Origin of the sequence: Myroides albus (assembly GCF_024722315.1) — a bacterium.
Lineage (GTDB): Bacteria > Bacteroidota > Bacteroidia > Flavobacteriales > Flavobacteriaceae > Flavobacterium > Flavobacterium album_A.
Map to the genome: position 1 here is coordinate 407,075 of NZ_CP102754.1, position 15,602 is coordinate 422,676.

16 protein-coding genes are annotated in these 15,602 nt (G+C 31.4%); 4 read left to right on the forward strand and 12 right to left on the reverse strand.

What is annotated here, in order from left to right; all coding sequences use genetic code 11:
* Window positions 1-197: 197 nt before the first annotated feature.
* Complete coding sequence (locus NWE55_RS01915) at window positions 198-671, reverse strand: hypothetical protein (RefSeq protein ID WP_258204517.1); 474 nt, start codon at window positions 669-671, stop codon at window positions 198-200.
* A gap of 11 nt (window positions 672-682) precedes the next feature.
* Here NWE55_RS01915 and tnpA (NWE55_RS01920) point away from each other — a divergent pair, with 11 nt between their 5' ends.
* The 3 genes from tnpA (NWE55_RS01920) to istB all read left to right on the forward strand — a co-directional run bounded on the left by tnpA (NWE55_RS01920) (window position 683) and on the right by istB (window position 3,405).
* Window positions 683-862 (forward strand): IS66 family insertion sequence element accessory protein TnpA, encoded by a 180-nt coding sequence (gene tnpA / locus NWE55_RS01920; RefSeq protein ID WP_258204518.1) that lies wholly within the window; start codon window positions 683-685, stop codon window positions 860-862.
* 245 nt (window positions 863-1,107) lie between these two features.
* Window positions 1,108-2,661, forward strand: coding sequence for an IS21 family transposase (gene istA, locus NWE55_RS01925; protein ID WP_038988475.1), 1,554 nt, complete (start codon window positions 1,108-1,110; stop codon window positions 2,659-2,661).
* 12 nt (window positions 2,662-2,673) lie between these two features.
* Window positions 2,674-3,405, forward strand: coding sequence for an IS21-like element helper ATPase IstB (gene istB, locus NWE55_RS01930; RefSeq protein WP_016649259.1), 732 nt, complete (start codon window positions 2,674-2,676; stop codon window positions 3,403-3,405).
* A 322-nt stretch (window positions 3,406-3,727) separates the two neighbouring features.
* Here istB and tnpC read toward each other — a convergent pair whose 3' ends face one another.
* Genes tnpC through tnpA (NWE55_RS01945) form a run of 3 tightly spaced genes read right to left on the reverse strand, consistent with a single transcriptional unit; the run spans window position 3,728 to window position 5,956 of the window.
* A complete protein-coding gene (tnpC, locus tag NWE55_RS01935) occupies window positions 3,728-5,278 on the reverse strand; it encodes an IS66 family transposase (RefSeq protein WP_258204227.1) in 1,551 nt (516 codons plus the stop codon).
* A 49-nt stretch (window positions 5,279-5,327) separates the two neighbouring features.
* On the reverse strand, window positions 5,328-5,666 hold the full coding sequence (tnpB, locus tag NWE55_RS01940) for an IS66 family insertion sequence element accessory protein TnpB (protein WP_258204226.1): 339 nt from the start codon (window positions 5,664-5,666) through the stop codon (window positions 5,328-5,330).
* A complete protein-coding gene (gene tnpA / locus NWE55_RS01945) occupies window positions 5,666-5,956 on the reverse strand; it encodes an IS66 family insertion sequence element accessory protein TnpA (RefSeq protein WP_058699130.1) in 291 nt (96 codons plus the stop codon). The genes tnpB and tnpA (NWE55_RS01945) overlap by 1 nt, the downstream gene beginning before the upstream one ends.
* 49 nt (window positions 5,957-6,005) lie before the next feature.
* On the opposite strand from tnpA (NWE55_RS01945), the gene NWE55_RS01950 reads away from it, so the two are divergent.
* Entirely contained in the window at window positions 6,006-7,937 is a 1,932-nt protein-coding gene (locus tag NWE55_RS01950; protein WP_258204519.1) for an alpha/beta hydrolase family protein, read from the forward strand.
* A 34-nt stretch (window positions 7,938-7,971) separates the two neighbouring features.
* Here NWE55_RS01950 and NWE55_RS01955 read toward each other — a convergent pair whose 3' ends face one another.
* From NWE55_RS01955 to NWE55_RS01990, 8 genes are all read right to left on the reverse strand, one after another.
* The gene (locus NWE55_RS01955) at window positions 7,972-8,256 is read right to left on the reverse strand and encodes a DUF6520 family protein (RefSeq protein WP_258204520.1); all 285 of its coding nucleotides are present in this window, start codon (window positions 8,254-8,256) and stop codon (window positions 7,972-7,974) included.
* Window positions 8,257-8,309: 53 nt separating this feature from the next.
* The gene (locus NWE55_RS01960; RefSeq protein ID WP_258204521.1) at window positions 8,310-9,785 is read right to left on the reverse strand and encodes a DoxX family protein; all 1,476 of its coding nucleotides are present in this window, start codon (window positions 9,783-9,785) and stop codon (window positions 8,310-8,312) included.
* Between the two features lie 66 nt (window positions 9,786-9,851).
* Window positions 9,852-11,216: a S41 family peptidase gene (locus NWE55_RS01965; RefSeq protein WP_258204522.1), complete on the reverse strand. Its 1,365-nt coding sequence runs from the start codon at window positions 11,214-11,216 to the stop codon at window positions 9,852-9,854.
* A 7-nt stretch (window positions 11,217-11,223) separates the two neighbouring features.
* Window positions 11,224-12,384: an LpxL/LpxP family acyltransferase gene (locus NWE55_RS01970; RefSeq protein ID WP_258204523.1), complete on the reverse strand. Its 1,161-nt coding sequence runs from the start codon at window positions 12,382-12,384 to the stop codon at window positions 11,224-11,226.
* A 1-nt stretch (window position 12,385) separates the two neighbouring features.
* The gene (locus NWE55_RS01975) at window positions 12,386-13,597 is read right to left on the reverse strand and encodes an arginase family protein (protein ID WP_258204524.1); all 1,212 of its coding nucleotides are present in this window, start codon (window positions 13,595-13,597) and stop codon (window positions 12,386-12,388) included.
* A 69-nt stretch (window positions 13,598-13,666) separates the two neighbouring features.
* Window positions 13,667-13,951 (reverse strand): hypothetical protein, encoded by a 285-nt coding sequence (locus NWE55_RS01980; protein WP_258204525.1) that lies wholly within the window; start codon window positions 13,949-13,951, stop codon window positions 13,667-13,669.
* Between the two features lie 102 nt (window positions 13,952-14,053).
* A complete protein-coding gene (locus tag NWE55_RS01985) occupies window positions 14,054-14,698 on the reverse strand; it encodes a response regulator transcription factor (protein ID WP_258204526.1) in 645 nt (214 codons plus the stop codon).
* Window positions 14,688-15,458: a sensor histidine kinase gene (locus NWE55_RS01990; RefSeq protein WP_258204527.1), complete on the reverse strand. Its 771-nt coding sequence runs from the start codon at window positions 15,456-15,458 to the stop codon at window positions 14,688-14,690. Before NWE55_RS01990 ends, NWE55_RS01985 begins: the two co-directional genes overlap by 11 nt.
* Window positions 15,459-15,602 lie beyond the last annotated feature (144 nt).

Below are 15,602 nucleotides of genomic sequence, written 5' to 3' on the forward strand. Positions count from 1 at the left end.
CCTATATATAAAGCATACGAAGTAAAAGAGGCTAACCCTCTTTCTCCACAATATAAATAGAATTATTACCTTATAAAGAATTCAAAACATAACAAAAGCCTGCAAATTAATTATTTTTGTAGGCTTTTCTATTTGACTTAAATAGTTATTTGTTTTAAAAGTGCTCATAATATGAATGTCTAATTAGGTGCACTGTATCAGAAAGATCTTTTTTTTCTTCTTTTGATCCTTTTCTCAAAACTTAACTCCTCATAATCTATCTCTTGGTTATTGTTTAAAAGATTAAACAATGATAAAAACTCATCATTATTAAAATTGGAAGTATCAGAATATAAGTGCTCAAACATTGGATGTAACTCGTCTGATTCATTGGTATTAGCCTGTTGAGAAGGTATTAAAATTGAACGAGGATAATCTTCTGTACTACTCCATTTTTGATTCAATATATTAGCTGATAACTCTTTACCTAAATCAGAGCCTTTATAAACACTTTTTGAATTGTGATCGATAAAAGTTACGCCATAGATACGATTGTCTTTGTTTTGGAATAAAACAACGTTTATTCCATGATCTAAAAGCTCAGCTTTAAATTCTTGTAATGAGTTTGTAGTGTATGCACCCGAGCAACCACATATTTCATAAGATGATGTAAGATAGTAAGTTTGCCTCAAATAATAAAGAGATGAGCAAACAAGAAATTATGTACTCTCATGTAGAGGATTGGAAAACAAGTGGATTAACACAATCAAAGTATTGTGAAAGTGTTGGAATTAAGCTAGCGACATTTAGTTATTGGGTAGTAAAGTTTAAGGGTGAAACAGAGCAAGAAGGCTCAAGTAATGGGTATTCCGGTCTAAACTGAACAGGTAATTCCGGTTTAAACTGAACAGGTAATTCCAGTTTAAACTGAACAGGTAATTCCGGTGCAAACTGAACAGGTAATTCCGGCCTAAACTGAACAGGTAATTCCGGTCTAAACTGAACAGGTAATTCCGGTGCAAACTGAACAGGTATTTCCGGTGCAAACTGAACAGATGATTCCGGTGCAAACTGAACAGTTCTGAGCTTAGTTTTTTAGTGTAAATTGTGATTAAAAATCACAAAGTTATGGCTAATAAACCTATCTCAACGACCATGATAAAAAGTATCATTAAGATGAAAATCAAAGAAATTTCTAATTCTAGAATCGCATCTAGTTTAGGAATTTCAAGAACTACATTGATTAAATATGTAGATAATATTTGTAAATCAGGGCTTAGTTTTGGTGAATTAGACAAATTAAGTGAAAAAGATTTAGCAGATTTATTCCATACTCCTAATCTGCTGACAGAAATCAAAAACGATAAGGTTACTACAGATCTACTAGAGTATTTTCCCTATGTAGATAGAATGTTACCACAAGTAGGTTTTACAAGATTAATACTATGGGAGCAATACAAAGAGAAATACCCTGAAGGGGTCCAATATAGTAGGTTTTGTGAGGCTTATAGTAATTGGTGTGCTCAAGGAAAAGGTTATGTACCTATTGAACATAAAGCAGGTGAAAAGCTATTCATTGACTATGCTGGCAAAAAATTAGAAATTGTATGCCCACAAACAGGAAATATTAGTAAAGTAGAAGTTTTTGTAGCCACTCTAGGCGCTAGTCAATATACTTATGTAGAGGCTTGTGCAAGTCAAAAAGCCCCTGATTTTATAAAAAGTATTGAAAATGCATTACACTATTTTGGTGGTGTACCTAATTGTATTGTACCAGATAACCTAAAGTCAGCAGTAATTAAACCACACCGTATTGAACCAGAATTAAATCAGCAACTATTAAAATTTGCCATGCATTATGATACCACTATAATGCCTGCTAGGGTCAGAAAACCTAAGGATAAATCTCCAGTGGAAATGGCAGTTAATATTACCTATAGCCGAATCTACACCAAACTACATGGTCAGATATTTTTCAGTATAAATCAGCTAAACACAGCTATTAAAAAACTTTTAAAGCCTTACAATGACTATCCTTTTCAGAAGAAACAAAGCAGCCGAACAGAGATGTTCTTGGATTTTGAAAAACAAGCTCTTAAAGCTTTACCAATCGATTTATATCCAATTAAAACTTATAAAACAGCTACTGTATTAAAAAACTATCACGTTGATTTTAGAGAGGATAAACACCACTACAGTGTTCCATATCAGTACTTAGGAAAGAAAGTAACTCTTATTGTAGATCAAAATATTGTTGAAATCTATCATAACTATCAACGCATTGCTGTTCATCCTCGTAATAGGAGAACTAGTGGATACTCAACCTTAAAGGAGCATTTACCGCCAAAAAGTCAATATAATGCAGGTTGGAGTGAAGAGTATTTTATTAGTTGGGCCAATAAAATAGGCCCTGAAACAAAAGCTTTTATTGGGAAAATACTGCACAAACAAACCTTTGTAGAACAGAGCTTTAAATCATGTATAGCTGTTTTGTCCTTTGCTAGTAAAGTAGGGAATTCTAGACTAAACTTAGCTTGTAAACGAGCGTTAGCTTATGAACATATAAGCTATAAGGCTATTGAAAATATTTTAAAAAACGGATTAGATCAACAGGAATTAGAACAAAACTTACAAGCTATACCCCAACATGAGAATATCAGAGGGAATAATTATTTTAACTAAATCTTTATGTTTATGAATGTTAATGCAACAATTGAAAAAATGCAAAAACTTAGGCTTAATGGTATGAAAAGAGCCTATGAATCATCCTTAGAAACTAAAGCTATAGACTCTTTTACCAATGACGAGTTTATAGCCTGGTTAGTTGAGGCAGAAGATAACCAAAGAAATAATGATAAGACTCAGCGGCTTATAAAAAATGCTAGATTCCACTATCAAGCTAGTTTACAAGAGGTAAAGTTTACTGCTGAGAGAAACTTAGATAAAAACACTTTTATAAGATTATCTGATTGTAGTTTTATTGATCGAAATCAAAATATCATTATTACTGGTTGTACTGGAACAGGGAAAAGCTACTTAGCTACTGCACTAGGCTTCCAAAGCTGTGTAGCTGGTTATAAAGTAAAATACTACAATTTAGGTAAATTATTACATCGTTTGGCTATGACTAAAGCTGATGGTAGTTATTTAAAAGAATTGCTAAAATTAAGCGCCACTGATGTACTTATTTTAGATGATTTTGGATTACAACCCATTACTGGTGATAAGCAACTTATACTAATGGATATTATTGAGGATCGTAATCATCATAAGACAACTATCTTTTGCTCACAATTACCTGTAAAAGCATGGCATGATTTATTTTCAGAAAAAACAATTGCAGATGCGTTTTTAGATAGAATAATTCACTCTGCTATTCGCTTTGAATTAGAAGGAGAATCTCTCAGAAAAATAATCAAAAAATAATAACTCTTTTTAGCTATATTTATACTACTAAAAAACAAGGCGAAGAACTGTCCACTTTCACACTGGAATACACTGTTCACTTTCACACCGGAATAGGCTGTTCACTTTCAGTGGAATATTCAAGTAACTTTATAGCAATAAGTAAAACATCAAAAACAGAAGGTAAAGAATATGAAATCGTGTATCCTAATGGAGTGAAGTTACGTTTAGAAAGTATGCACCCGAGCAACCACATATTTCATAAGATGATGTAAGATAGTAAGTTTGTATGCACCCGAGCAACGTATCCACCCTAGCAAGTACATCTTGTGAGGTATAAAAATTATTCTACAGCGTCAGAGATTGCCTTTTTATAGTTATGAGGATATAAATCTGTAATATTCTTATGATTGATAGATTGAATATTTTCTAGAACATATTTAAGCCATTGATATGGATTAACATCGTGTTTTTTGCAGTTAGCAAAAAAGGTATAAGCCATCGCTGCTCTTTGCGCTGCATCGTGTGATCCTGCGAACAAGTAATTTTTACGACCAAGCGCTACAGGTCTAATAGCGTTTTCTACAAGATTATTGTCAATCTGTAGATTTCCATCATATAAGTACGCACTAAGATTATCCCATCTAGTTTGAGAGTAAGCAAAGGCCTTGCCTATTTGACTTTTAGGAAGTGTAAGTTTCATTTGAACAAACATATACTTACCAAGTTCATTGATGATAGGTAAACTCTCTTTTAGACGAAGCTCTTTGATTTGATCAGGTGTTAAGTTTTGTTCCTTCGCCTTTTTTTCCACAGCATATAGTTTCTGTATTTCTATAAGTACATGCTGTGCTTTTGCGATTTTGTTGTCAAGAGCTCTTTCAAACTCACGACGAGCATGTGCCCAACAACCAAGATGCGTTACATCTGACTTAGCTCCATAGGCTTTGTATCCGCTATAACCATCGGTTTGCAGATATCCTTTGAAGTTTTCTAATACAGGTAGTGCAGCGCTACCACTACGTGTGGGACTGTAATTGAACATTACGAGTTTGGATATAGGTGCGTGATACACCCAATAATACCCAAGATGAGATTTATCTTTCTTTTTCTCATCTAAGACTTTGATGGTGGTTTCATCAACTTGAAGATATCCTTCATTTTTGATGTCCAGCAGAAGCTTTTCATATAGTGGTTTTAAAGCATCCATGCTTTGAGTTGCCCAGCCATCTATAGTAGAAGAAGCTATATCGATATTTTCTCTTGAAAAGCGTTGCTTCTGGCGATATAGTGGAAGGTGATCTACATACTTGTCAACAAGTATTGTAGATAATAATCCTTCTGAAGGTATTCCTTTATCTATAATTCGCTCTGGAAGCAATGCAATACTAATTTGAGTGTTGTCTTTATCTTTCGTGGCGTATTTATATCGGATGTACCGTTTGATTTTAAAGTAACCTGGAACATAATCTAACACATCTGTAGTTTCTTTACCAATGCAAATCTTATCAGATAAATCTCCCTCTGGGTAGATTTCTATTTCTTCTACTGGTAAATGATCAGGTAGTTTAGCTCTTCCTGGATGTTTTTTCTTCTGACGAGAATAAGTGATCTCTTGTTTGATTACTTCTTCTTGTTCTTCTAAGACTGCTTGCTGAACCTCTAAAGGTAACTGTGTTTGATTAGGGTCTTCGAAACGCTCGCGTTTTTGTCCAAATTGCATGCGTCGTAAAAGATCTACTAAGCGTTGGAGTTCTTGCTTTTCTTGTTCTAGCTTAGATGTCTTTTGCTCTAACTTAGTATTTACTTTGTCTTGTTTGGAAATAGTCTTGGACTGCTTTTTTATAAGCGCCAAAAGTTGTTCTTTCGATAAGTTTTCTAAGTCTATTTCCATGAAGTAAAAATACGTCAAAAGCCTTAAATATACAAGGTTTTAACCTGTTTTACTTCAATGAAAAACGCCTTTTTTGGTTACTTTTGATAACCTGGATTCCCTCTATCATCAGTACTAAATCACTCCAACTTATTTGAGCTTTACTATGCGTGGGAAAAGCAAAAGTTCCTTGTTCTAAGCGTTTGTGGTATAGTACAAAGCCTCCTGCTTCCCAATGCAAGAGCTTCATTTGATTACAGCGTCTATTGATAAATATATAGACACTCCCGTTATGAGCTACTTGATGAAGTTCATTTTGGACAAGTCCACAAAGGCTATCAAAACTCTTGCGCATATCACAAGCTTGTCTATACAAATGAAATTGATTAGAACTACTCAAACTAAACATTACACTAAGTTTACTAATGAATATAGTTCACTAAGATTATCCGTTTGTAGACGTAACTTTACACCATTGGGATATACTATCTCATATTCCTGAGTATTGATGACTTGACCTTTTGTTACAGTTATAAAATTATTGTCTAATTGCGTTGACTCTGACTTTGCCTTATACTTAACCACCCAATAACTAAAGGTTGCTAATTTAATTCCGACACTTTCACAGTATCTTGATTGCGTTAATCCACTTGTTTTCCAATCCTCTACATGAGAGTACATTATTTCTTGTTTGCTCATCTCTTTATTATTTCAAGCAAACTTACTACCTTACGTTAGCTTATGAAATATGGGCTTGGTCGGGTGGATACTTTTCTGGGGTGATAACAAAGACATTATTCTAAGCCTTGAAAATGCACACTTGGTACTTATTGATTATATTCTTTCAAAATCAACTGAGATTAAAATACCTTTAGATTATAAACTTAAGCAAAATACCTTAGTACACCCTATCTTCTTAAACAATGGTAATCTTATCATTGTAGTGAATCAAGTTCTTGATAACAATACTCATAAACAGTTTGATGATTACCTTGATATTTGGAATGGAAATAGTAAGACCTTAGAAAACAAAACAGAAAGAACAAAAAACAGTAAAACAATACAAAAAGGTTATCTATTTAATAGGACTCGCAAGCAAGTTACGCCTATTGATATTCCAAATAGCTTAAAGACATTATACACAAGAAATCCAAACTCCATTTTAATATATGATGATATAAAATATAAAGATTATACTACTTATGTTCCTAACATTGAACTTTCAATATATGATATATCAACACAATCAATCAAACCAATAGTAGACTCTCTTCCCTTTTTCAACAAATATCTATCTTTCAGTTTAGATGGAAGGTATCTATCTTATACTAAAGAGAATAAACTTTATATCTATGATAGTTATTTTCACCTAACAAAAGAAATAGGTGTTTTTAAAACAGCTATTGAAATTATTTGGAACACTGATTCTCTAACTGCTTATCTAATTTCTAATAAGGAAATATTACAATTAGATTTAAAAGATTTCTCAATAAAACAACTACTCAAAACAAAAGATGCTACTACTATTCAATTACTAAATAAACATAGCAACTCCATAGCAATAAATCAAGGAGACGGGTTAATACCTTATTACATAGATTCTAAAAAAGGAATGCTCTTTAAAACAATAAACTTAAAGGATAATACTAATAGCTTGATTCTGATACAGGGTGATAAAACCTCAACTTTATACTCCACTACAAGGAAAATAACTCAAATAATATGGAATGATACGCTAAATACTATAACCTTCTCTGAAGAAAACTTTAATAGTCCTCCAAAAATAAAGCTTATCAAAAACAAAAAAACAAGTACAATCTTCGAAAATCCAATGCCAAAAAAACTTTACAATTGGCGTAAGCAAAAAATAATTGAATTCAAAGATGAATTAGGTAATGATCTAAAAGGTATTCTATACTATCCGAAAAACTATGATTCTAAAAAATCATATCCTATGGTAGTTAATGTTTATGAAAGTCAATTTTTTAAACAAAATACATTTTATGTTCCTTCAATAAATGAAAGTACTGGGTTTAATATTCCTTTATTAACTTCGTTAGGATATTTTGTTTTCCTTCCTGACACAAAAATTAATCAACAAGGTCCAGGAGTCTCTGCTCTTAATTGTGTAGAAAACGCTATTCGTATAGTCCTTAACAAAGAGAAAAGTATTGCCAAAGACAAAATAGGTATTATTGGAAATTCTTATGGTGGGTATTTGGTCAATTATATAATTACTCAAACAAATATTTTTTCTACAGCCATTAGTGGTGTAGCAATCAGCGATATAGTATGGGATTACTATTCTTATAATTATAACTTTCCTAAGCCGTCTTACTACAAATATGAAAATGGTCAATATGGATTCAATATATCATTACAAGACAACCCTTCCCTATACATCAAAAACAATCCAATTTTATACGCTCAAAACGTTCAAACGCCAGTGTTATTATTTACAGGACTTAAAGATCATAATGTACATTGGGAAAACACAAGACATTTCTACACTGCTTTAAAACGATATAACAAAAAGCAAATTGCTTTATTTTATAAAAATGATGGACATGCAATTGCAAATAAAGACTCATCAAAGGATCTTACTTTCAGAATCATTAACTGGTTTGATTATTTTTTAAAAGACAATAAAGATTGTGATTGGATAAATGAAGGATTATAAAAAGACGCCCTAAAGAGGGCGTCCACTTCTATGATTAATTTGTTTTCTTGTATAGTATTCCACTACATTCAGAAGTTCCATTAAGTTCGTAAACCTGGTGCTGTAACAATGGAGTCTCAGACCAAGTACATATCTCACCAGTATTTTCAATTGTACAGTCCACTTTAGGCATACATTGAATAGGTGCTTGTGCATCAAAATAATACCCTACTCTATCATTTGGGTTTAGATTCTTAAAAGCATTTGTAGCAAATGCACTACCGATAGCAAGCGCGAATACTCCGATTGGCAAACCTGCTGATTTTAAAAATTTTCTCATGACTTTAATGTTTTTATTTAGTTAGTTAGCTTTTTTTAAGGTTGAGCTAAACCTTACTGAAACTTGCTTGTTAGTGATATGGCCATTTTGTAACGAACAAGGTTCTTGTCAAATAGACCATAGAGATAATGGTCTGTAACAATTAAATCAGATAACTTATCTTCCCCTAGGTGGTTGATGTAAAAGCTTCCTATATAACTGCTACTTGTAAAGTCATAGACATCTACAATACTGGCTTGTTTCCACATCTTTTGAGACTCGTTTTGCCCCATTGAGTTTGATACTATAAACAAGAGATTGCGATGAGCTATCACCTTTGAATTAATAGCTTTTATAGGAGAAGTCATTTTATTTTCTCCTGTTGATAATTTAGCTGAATTGATACCTTGGGTTTTAGTTGTATCTATAGTGTTTTGTCTGCTTAATAAAGTAAGATGATTATCAGTTTGAATAAACTGATTTTTATAGTAGTAAGTATAGATTAGTTGCTGTTTTTCTTTGCTATAAGTGAGTATTCCATCTGTATCAAACACTCCATCTGAATCACTTTGTAGTAGATCAGAATTGAGTTTTACTTTCGTAGTACTTTTTTGATCAATTACTCCAAGTACATTTTGGAAGTTCTTACTACTTTGTCCCTTAAAGACAATAGTAGTTGAATCTATTGGAATAAAGTCCGAAAAATAAGCTTGTTTGTAACTCCATACTTTTGTTACTTTTTGTTCTTTTGAATTATCCACTCTACCATTAAACACCATAGCCAGAGTTCCATCAGCTAAATAGAAATTAGGATAATGTGTTTTGAATTTTAGTTGAGAATAAGGCAAATGCAAAGAATCAATCTGTATCTGAAAATCTTGTCTTTGAAGATTTTGATCAATAGAAATGTAACGAAGTGGTGATGTATGATTCCCCAGATATAGAGTATCGTTATAGTATCCTGAAAAGTAGAAAGAGTTAACCTGTAAATCAAGAGTTTGATCCTCTATTACTCCATGAGGCAAATATCTTCTTACAAAAGGATTTTCTTTTTTGATGATGTATTCTGAAGAAATAAAAAGTAGAACAACAATACCTGTGCTTAATACAGTTAGCAATACAGAAGATAGGATGAATCTTTTTTTGTTTTTCCCTTCCTGAAAATAGATGGCCAGTAATCCCACAACACATACGATAATATTAAACCAAAAATGTTCACTCCATCCCATCTTTTCAAGTATACCTCCACAAGAACAAGGAATAAAATCACTGTAGTTTAATATCAAGTAGATATAAATAGTAAAAGCTACCATTAAGCCATAACTGAGATACAATCCTAAAGTCTTCGTTTGTTTTAATGCTAAGAGTAAAGCAATAACAAGTTCAACAATAATAACCAAATAGGCTATTATATTAGCATAAGCGCTTAATAGTGGGGACTGAGTAAGTTGAACTTGAAATGCTTCAAATGTAATGAGTTTACTTATGGCTGCATAGACAAAAAGTAATACAAAGAAATATTGTATAATAAGAGTGTATTTGGCTTTCATAGTATTGGCATTTTGGGATACCCAAACCTACAAATAGCTAAATACCAAAACAATACGTGTTTTTACCTAATTTTTAATATACTTTAGTATGATATCTTCTGAAAGCTCTTCTTTAACCAAAATATTAGGTTCAACACCTATTTGATCAAGTACTTTTCCTTGACTTGTAACATACATTGCAGTGGGTAAAAAAAGTGTATAACCATCTCTGATTTTAAATTCCTCTGCATTTAGCATTTTACCAGCTGATTTCTCGCCAATGATTATAGCCATTTTATTTTCTTTAAAGCCTTGTAGAATAGGCTCACAAGTACTTGCTGTTTTTTGATTTACCAAAAAATAAAGCTTTTGATAAGGTATTGTATTTTTAGCTTCAACCTTTAAAACAATACCTTCTTTTTCTGAAATTCCCTTTAAGAGTAACTCATAATTTGCTTTGCTAAAAACATCATATTGATTCAGTTCTTGCTTTGTTGGTAAACTGTTTTTTGTATTGTAGTATTTTCTTGTAAGAAACACCCCTCCTACTATATCCTGTTTCACAAGTCGTTCTGCGAAAGTCATTCCTGCCTCAATACTTCCTCCGGAATTATCTCTTAAGTCAATTACAAGGTTTTTAAACTGTTTTTGAGCTACTTGATCTAAAACCTTATTCATATCTTCTGAAGTGCCCGAAAAAGAGCTTATTTTTACGTAATACGTATCACTATCTAAGAACTTATGTGGAAAATCTGTAGTTTGATATTTTATATATTTATCCCAATCTTCCCACGCAATAAAAGCACTGTAGTGCGAAAAACCTAAATCATTGCTGAAATAATAAAACCCCATTAAAAATTCTAAATCATCTCTGAACTTCTCACAAGAATTATCCATCTGTTTTTTGAAGGACTGCCATTTCTTGGAATCTAAAACAGATCTATTATATATCTTATCTTGAGTTATTTTTTCTATATCATTCCAAATTGTTTTATAATCTTTCTTTTTAATCTTTAGATTCAAATCTGAATTAAATAAACCAACTGTTTCTTTTTTTCCATTGAGTAATTTTCCCTCTATCCTATCATTTGTTTTAATAGCTCTAAAATAGAAATTACCAAACATTGTGGTCATAACTCCTTTCAAAGAGTCCCCCTTAATCTCTCCCTTTTGAATCTTTATTAAACTTCCTCCCTCTAACTTTTTATTAAACAGACGAGCCACACCTGCTTTCATCCCCCCTAAAATAAGTTTATCACTTCCTTTTGGGCTCTCAGCAAAAAAAGTATTCTCTTGTTTATTAAATGAAAAATCAAAATGGGTTTGTACAACACCAATATCTTTCATTTTTAACGTTGTAGGCCACTCTTGTGTTTCATTAGCCTTTGTGCATCCTGTAATTGATGAGAAAAAAAGTAAAAAAAGACTTCTCATATAGATTTTAAATTTCATAATTGGTTTACTTTAGTATAATTTGGTTTTCTAATAGGTCATCGATTGCTTTTTGTTGATACGTAATATTATCAATACAATAGCTATCCATGACTTTCACTTGGTTGTTTTGGATATAGGTTAATAATGTGAAGAGCTCTTTTGACATTTCAATACTTGCTAAGGTTAATTTATCAAATAGAACATTAACCGTATTGAATTTTAAAATATGATAACGCTGAAAATTAAATGACAAAGAATTCTCTTTTGGTTTTAAATCTTTGTTTTCTATTTTTTCTTGAGGTAAAAACTTTTCTAAATATAGCCATCCTTCCCACTGCGAAGGAGATTTCTTGATATAATGCTCCAAGATCAAAAACAGTTTTTTAGTTGTCTGTTTTATGTAAGATGTAGAATCTTGATCTACTTGTAAAATTGGAGCTTTAAATATCAGCTTTATTTTTCCCCAGTCTTCTCTTGGAGCAACAACTGGAATAATTGGCAATTCAAAACGAGATGAAATATAGGCTATTCCTTTTCTTGCCAGTATAATCCTATCTAAAAATACAACCTCTTCTAAATTCTTATTATCGCGAAGTGGTACACCAGAATTTCCATCGATATAAAAAACTAAAGAATATCCTCTTTTTATATAGTCTCTAATCTGTAAAATTGAATTCCTATTCTCCGCATTTATAATTTGAAAATCAAAATTAAATGTTCCTTTATTTATTTGGTTATTTAGTTTTTCTATATCCTGATAGGTTTCATCACCCTGTTTTTCAATATATTGCTTATCTGTAATTAAGACAAAAGGTATTTGTTTTGAAAGTAAATACATATTAAGTATTCGATAAGAACCGACATGATAAGTACAATAGATTGTTGACTGTTTATTATCTAACAGCTCTTTACTATTTTTATCATATACTACATCAATTGTATCTAATAGCTCTACATATTTTTGATCAAAACTTGCCCAACTTTGAAAATACTTAACCTCTCTTGCAAAGTTCTCATGACTTTCTACAGTAAAAGAGATTTTGTTTAAATTCTGATCTATCTGATAGAAGTATTGCATTAATGTTGGATTGCTCTTAAAATCAGTTTCCATAAAGTATGAACGTGCACCTATAACCCACTCGTAATAACTATAAGGCAGCTTAAATTCTGATATATTCTTGTCCATCTTAATTCTTGTATTTGTTATTTACTGCTCTGGTTAAGAGATGCAGTATTAGTTGTAACACTATGTCTCCTGTTACACCTGTTTGGTCTCTTTGTGGATCAACTTCGACAAGGTCTATACCTGCTATGTTTAGTTTTTTAAATAAGATATCAAGCATAGATATAACCTTATTAAAAGAAAGGCCATTACTAATTGGATCTGAAACACCCGCTAATAAACTAGGATCAAATACATCAACATCAAAAGTTAGATAATATGATAAATCAGGATTAATAGCACTTAGCCAATCATTATTTTGTTGAATCTCAAATGAACTAAAAAACATATGTTTCTTATTTAATTCTCCTGTTAGTTGACAACCTTTCAAACCCCTGGGACCAAGTGTAATTACCTGTTTTATTCTGTCAAGTTCTAATACCTTAGTTAAAAAATTACCATGATGATTTACCGTAATATCTCCATAGAACTCGTCAATTTCACTGAAATAAGTATCCGAATGTGCATCAAAATGAATTACTCCTATATCATGATTTTCACTTACTGCCTTTATTATCGGATAACTTATTGAATGATCTCCTCCTATTGAAAAAGGAATATTCTGATTCTTTACCAACTGGCTAATCAACCTATCTATTTTATTGAAATAATTACTTGGTGATTCTGTCAAATAATAAAACAAATCCCCAATATCTGTTGTATTATCAATCAAAGCTTCTTTATTAGATTCTAAAAGCTGTTTATCCATTCCTAATAATTGTCCCAGCAGATTTGTATTTAAATGAGACAGATTAAATCGAGATGAAATTGCCCTTAGATATGAAGGTGCTTTTTCTATACTTAATGAATTGATGTTTCCCATAGCATAAGGAATACCCATCAAACATATTTTATTCCTTACTTCTATATATTCTTGAGCTTGAAGTCCAAAATAATTTTGGTTATAAAGGCGCATTAATGGTTCTGTTTTATAGTTGTCCTTCGAAATAATTATCTGATTGTTAAGTAAAAAACTCCAAAAAGATTGCTTCTCTTCTATTGTGCTACTATTTAGATTACAAAAATCTTCATAAGTAAAACCTATTTTTTTTAAAGCACTAATCATTGAATATGATTCAAAATTTAAAGCGCATCTTTTAAGAGTTATCTTATTTTCTACAATAACTTCTTTCTCTAAAATCTGAAAACTAATACACTTGGCTACTATATATACCATCTTTAAAAAACAAAAAATTCCTCCAAAGAACTACTATCATAATACTATCCTTGGAGGAATAATTAACAACTAGTTTTCAATTCTAAATTGCAACCTAAATGATTGTGCCACATCTCCAACTTTTGGATTCATTGGCTCTAATGTTTGAATCGTTTTTAACTCAACATCTACATCATTGCCATTACATCTATTACTACATCTAGCAGTTTCTTTCTGTAATGCTTCTGCATCATTGAAATCTAAAGTCGCAAGTCTTTGTTGAAAATCTTGAAACGATAATTTGTTGCTAGCTAATTCTTCTGAGAATGAGCCTACAACTAAATTCTCTCCTGTAACATTTTTAAGTGTTTTCATAAAAATAGTTTTGATTGGTTAATAATATTAAACAAGGCCAAACTACCACATGGTAAACACTTAAAAAATACGTGTTTTTACGTATTGATAGTAGATACACTACTAAAACAAATCATCCTCAGTAATATAGTGTCTAGTGATGGCAAAGATGATTACACCAATGAAATTACTTGCACCTGTCTTTTGCATGAGTATTTCCTTGTGTTTCTCAATAGTACGAATACTAACGTTTAACTTTTTTGCAATCTCTCGACCATTGTATTGATTAGCAAATAGTCTAATAATCTCTACTTCTTTATCTGTGATAGTAACATCTTTGGTCTGCTGTTGAGTCTGTAAATGTTTTACTAGTTCTCTGATTTGTTTATCATAATATACACCTCCGTTAAAAACAGAATGTATCGCTTTTTCTAACTGAGCAATCTCAATATTCTTAGTTAAATACCCCGAAATATTGTACCTAAGCATCCTTTCAATACTGTAGGAATCATTAAAACTACTAAGTATAAGAACTCTTAAATCAGGATATTTTTCATTTAATCGATGTGCAATTTGGAAACCATCCATAACAGGCATCTGAATATCTAAGAATAAAATATCCACCTTCTTAGCTTTCAATGATTCAAACAACTCAATACCATTGGCACATTGAAAAACTACTTCAACACCCTCTATCTGAGAAAGAAGAAAAGAAAAGCTCTTTCTAAAAAGCTTATGATCATCTATAACACCTATTTTAATTGCCATCTTTCCTCTTAACTTTTAATTGAATAATATTATTGGAATCATTGGATTGATTAATAAACTCAGCCTTTATTTGTTGTATTCTTGTCTTAATATTACTTAGTCCTAAACCTACATCTTGTCTTTTTAAATCAGCATTAAAATCGTATTTTATACCGTTATCTTTAATTGATAATATCATGTACTGTTCATGCCATTGTAAAGAGACTTCTGCATAAGTAGCCTGACTGTGTTTTATAATATTCTGAATCAATTCTTGTACGATTCGATAGATTTCTAATCGTTCAAGCTCACTAAGATTAAAAGTCTGATGATCTGAAGTAAAAGTTATATCTATAGATGTAACTCTGGATATTCTAATTAAATAACTACTTAGAATTAAGTTGATTGGATTATCCTTAATTAGCGGTGGAGATAAATTATAACTAATTCTCAATACCTCGTCATAACATTGAGAAACACTTTCTTGAATATCTATAATCGTTGTAGCAACTAAATCCTTATCTTTTATCAACTTCAGAACACTAACAAAGTTTTTCAAAGTGGCTAAATCACCACAAAGTCCATCATGTAATTCTTTTGCAATTCTCGCTCTTTCTTTATGCTCTACTAGTAAATTAGTACGGAGCTGCTCGGCAAGTTGTTCATTGCGGTATTTATTTAGATTCTTCTGATAGACAATAACTAATATTACCACCATCATACAAAGTGAGATCATAATAAAAGTTCCCAGCCAAAAAAGTATTTTTAATTCATTTTCCATACGCCTATAGATAATAAAATTCTTAATATTAAACTGGCAATAACATTAACAAGCCAATAATCATAAAAAAACAATTCGCTCTTATACAAATAATTAGACAATACAAACAAAGAAATTGTTGTGCTATAATAGAAGAAAAGTCCT

Excerpts from the sequence above, each read along its gene's own strand:
- tnpB (WP_258204226.1), bottom strand. The coding sequence starts at position 5,666 with ATGTTTAGTTTGAGTAGTTCTAATCAATTTCATTTGTATAGACAAGCT.
- NWE55_RS01950 (WP_258204519.1), top strand. The coding sequence starts at position 6,006 with ATGGGCTTGGTCGGGTGGATACTTTTCTGGGGTGATAACAAAGACATT.
- NWE55_RS01980 (WP_258204525.1), bottom strand. The coding sequence starts at position 13,951 with ATGAAAACACTTAAAAATGTTACAGGAGAGAATTTAGTTGTAGGCTCA.
- NWE55_RS01970 (WP_258204523.1), bottom strand. The coding sequence starts at position 12,384 with ATGGACAAGAATATATCAGAATTTAAGCTGCCTTATAGTTATTACGAG.
- NWE55_RS01955 (WP_258204520.1), bottom strand. The coding sequence starts at position 8,256 with ATGAGAAAATTTTTAAAATCAGCAGGTTTGCCAATCGGAGTATTCGCG.
- NWE55_RS01990 (WP_258204527.1), bottom strand. The coding sequence starts at position 15,458 with ATGGAAAATGAATTAAAAATACTTTTTTGGCTGGGAACTTTTATTATG.
- istB (WP_016649259.1), top strand. The coding sequence starts at position 2,674 with ATGAATGTTAATGCAACAATTGAAAAAATGCAAAAACTTAGGCTTAAT.
- istA (WP_038988475.1), top strand. The coding sequence starts at position 1,108 with ATGGCTAATAAACCTATCTCAACGACCATGATAAAAAGTATCATTAAG.
- NWE55_RS01960 (WP_258204521.1), bottom strand. The coding sequence starts at position 9,785 with ATGAAAGCCAAATACACTCTTATTATACAATATTTCTTTGTATTACTT.
- NWE55_RS01985 (WP_258204526.1), bottom strand. The coding sequence starts at position 14,698 with ATGGCAATTAAAATAGGTGTTATAGATGATCATAAGCTTTTTAGAAAG.
- tnpA (WP_258204518.1), top strand. The coding sequence starts at position 683 with ATGAGCAAACAAGAAATTATGTACTCTCATGTAGAGGATTGGAAAACA.
- tnpA (WP_058699130.1), bottom strand. The coding sequence starts at position 5,956 with ATGAGCAAACAAGAAATAATGTACTCTCATGTAGAGGATTGGAAAACA.
- NWE55_RS01965 (WP_258204522.1), bottom strand. The coding sequence starts at position 11,216 with ATGAAATTTAAAATCTATATGAGAAGTCTTTTTTTACTTTTTTTCTCA.
- NWE55_RS01975 (WP_258204524.1), bottom strand. The coding sequence starts at position 13,597 with ATGGTATATATAGTAGCCAAGTGTATTAGTTTTCAGATTTTAGAGAAA.
- tnpC (WP_258204227.1), bottom strand. The coding sequence starts at position 5,278 with ATGGAAATAGACTTAGAAAACTTATCGAAAGAACAACTTTTGGCGCTT.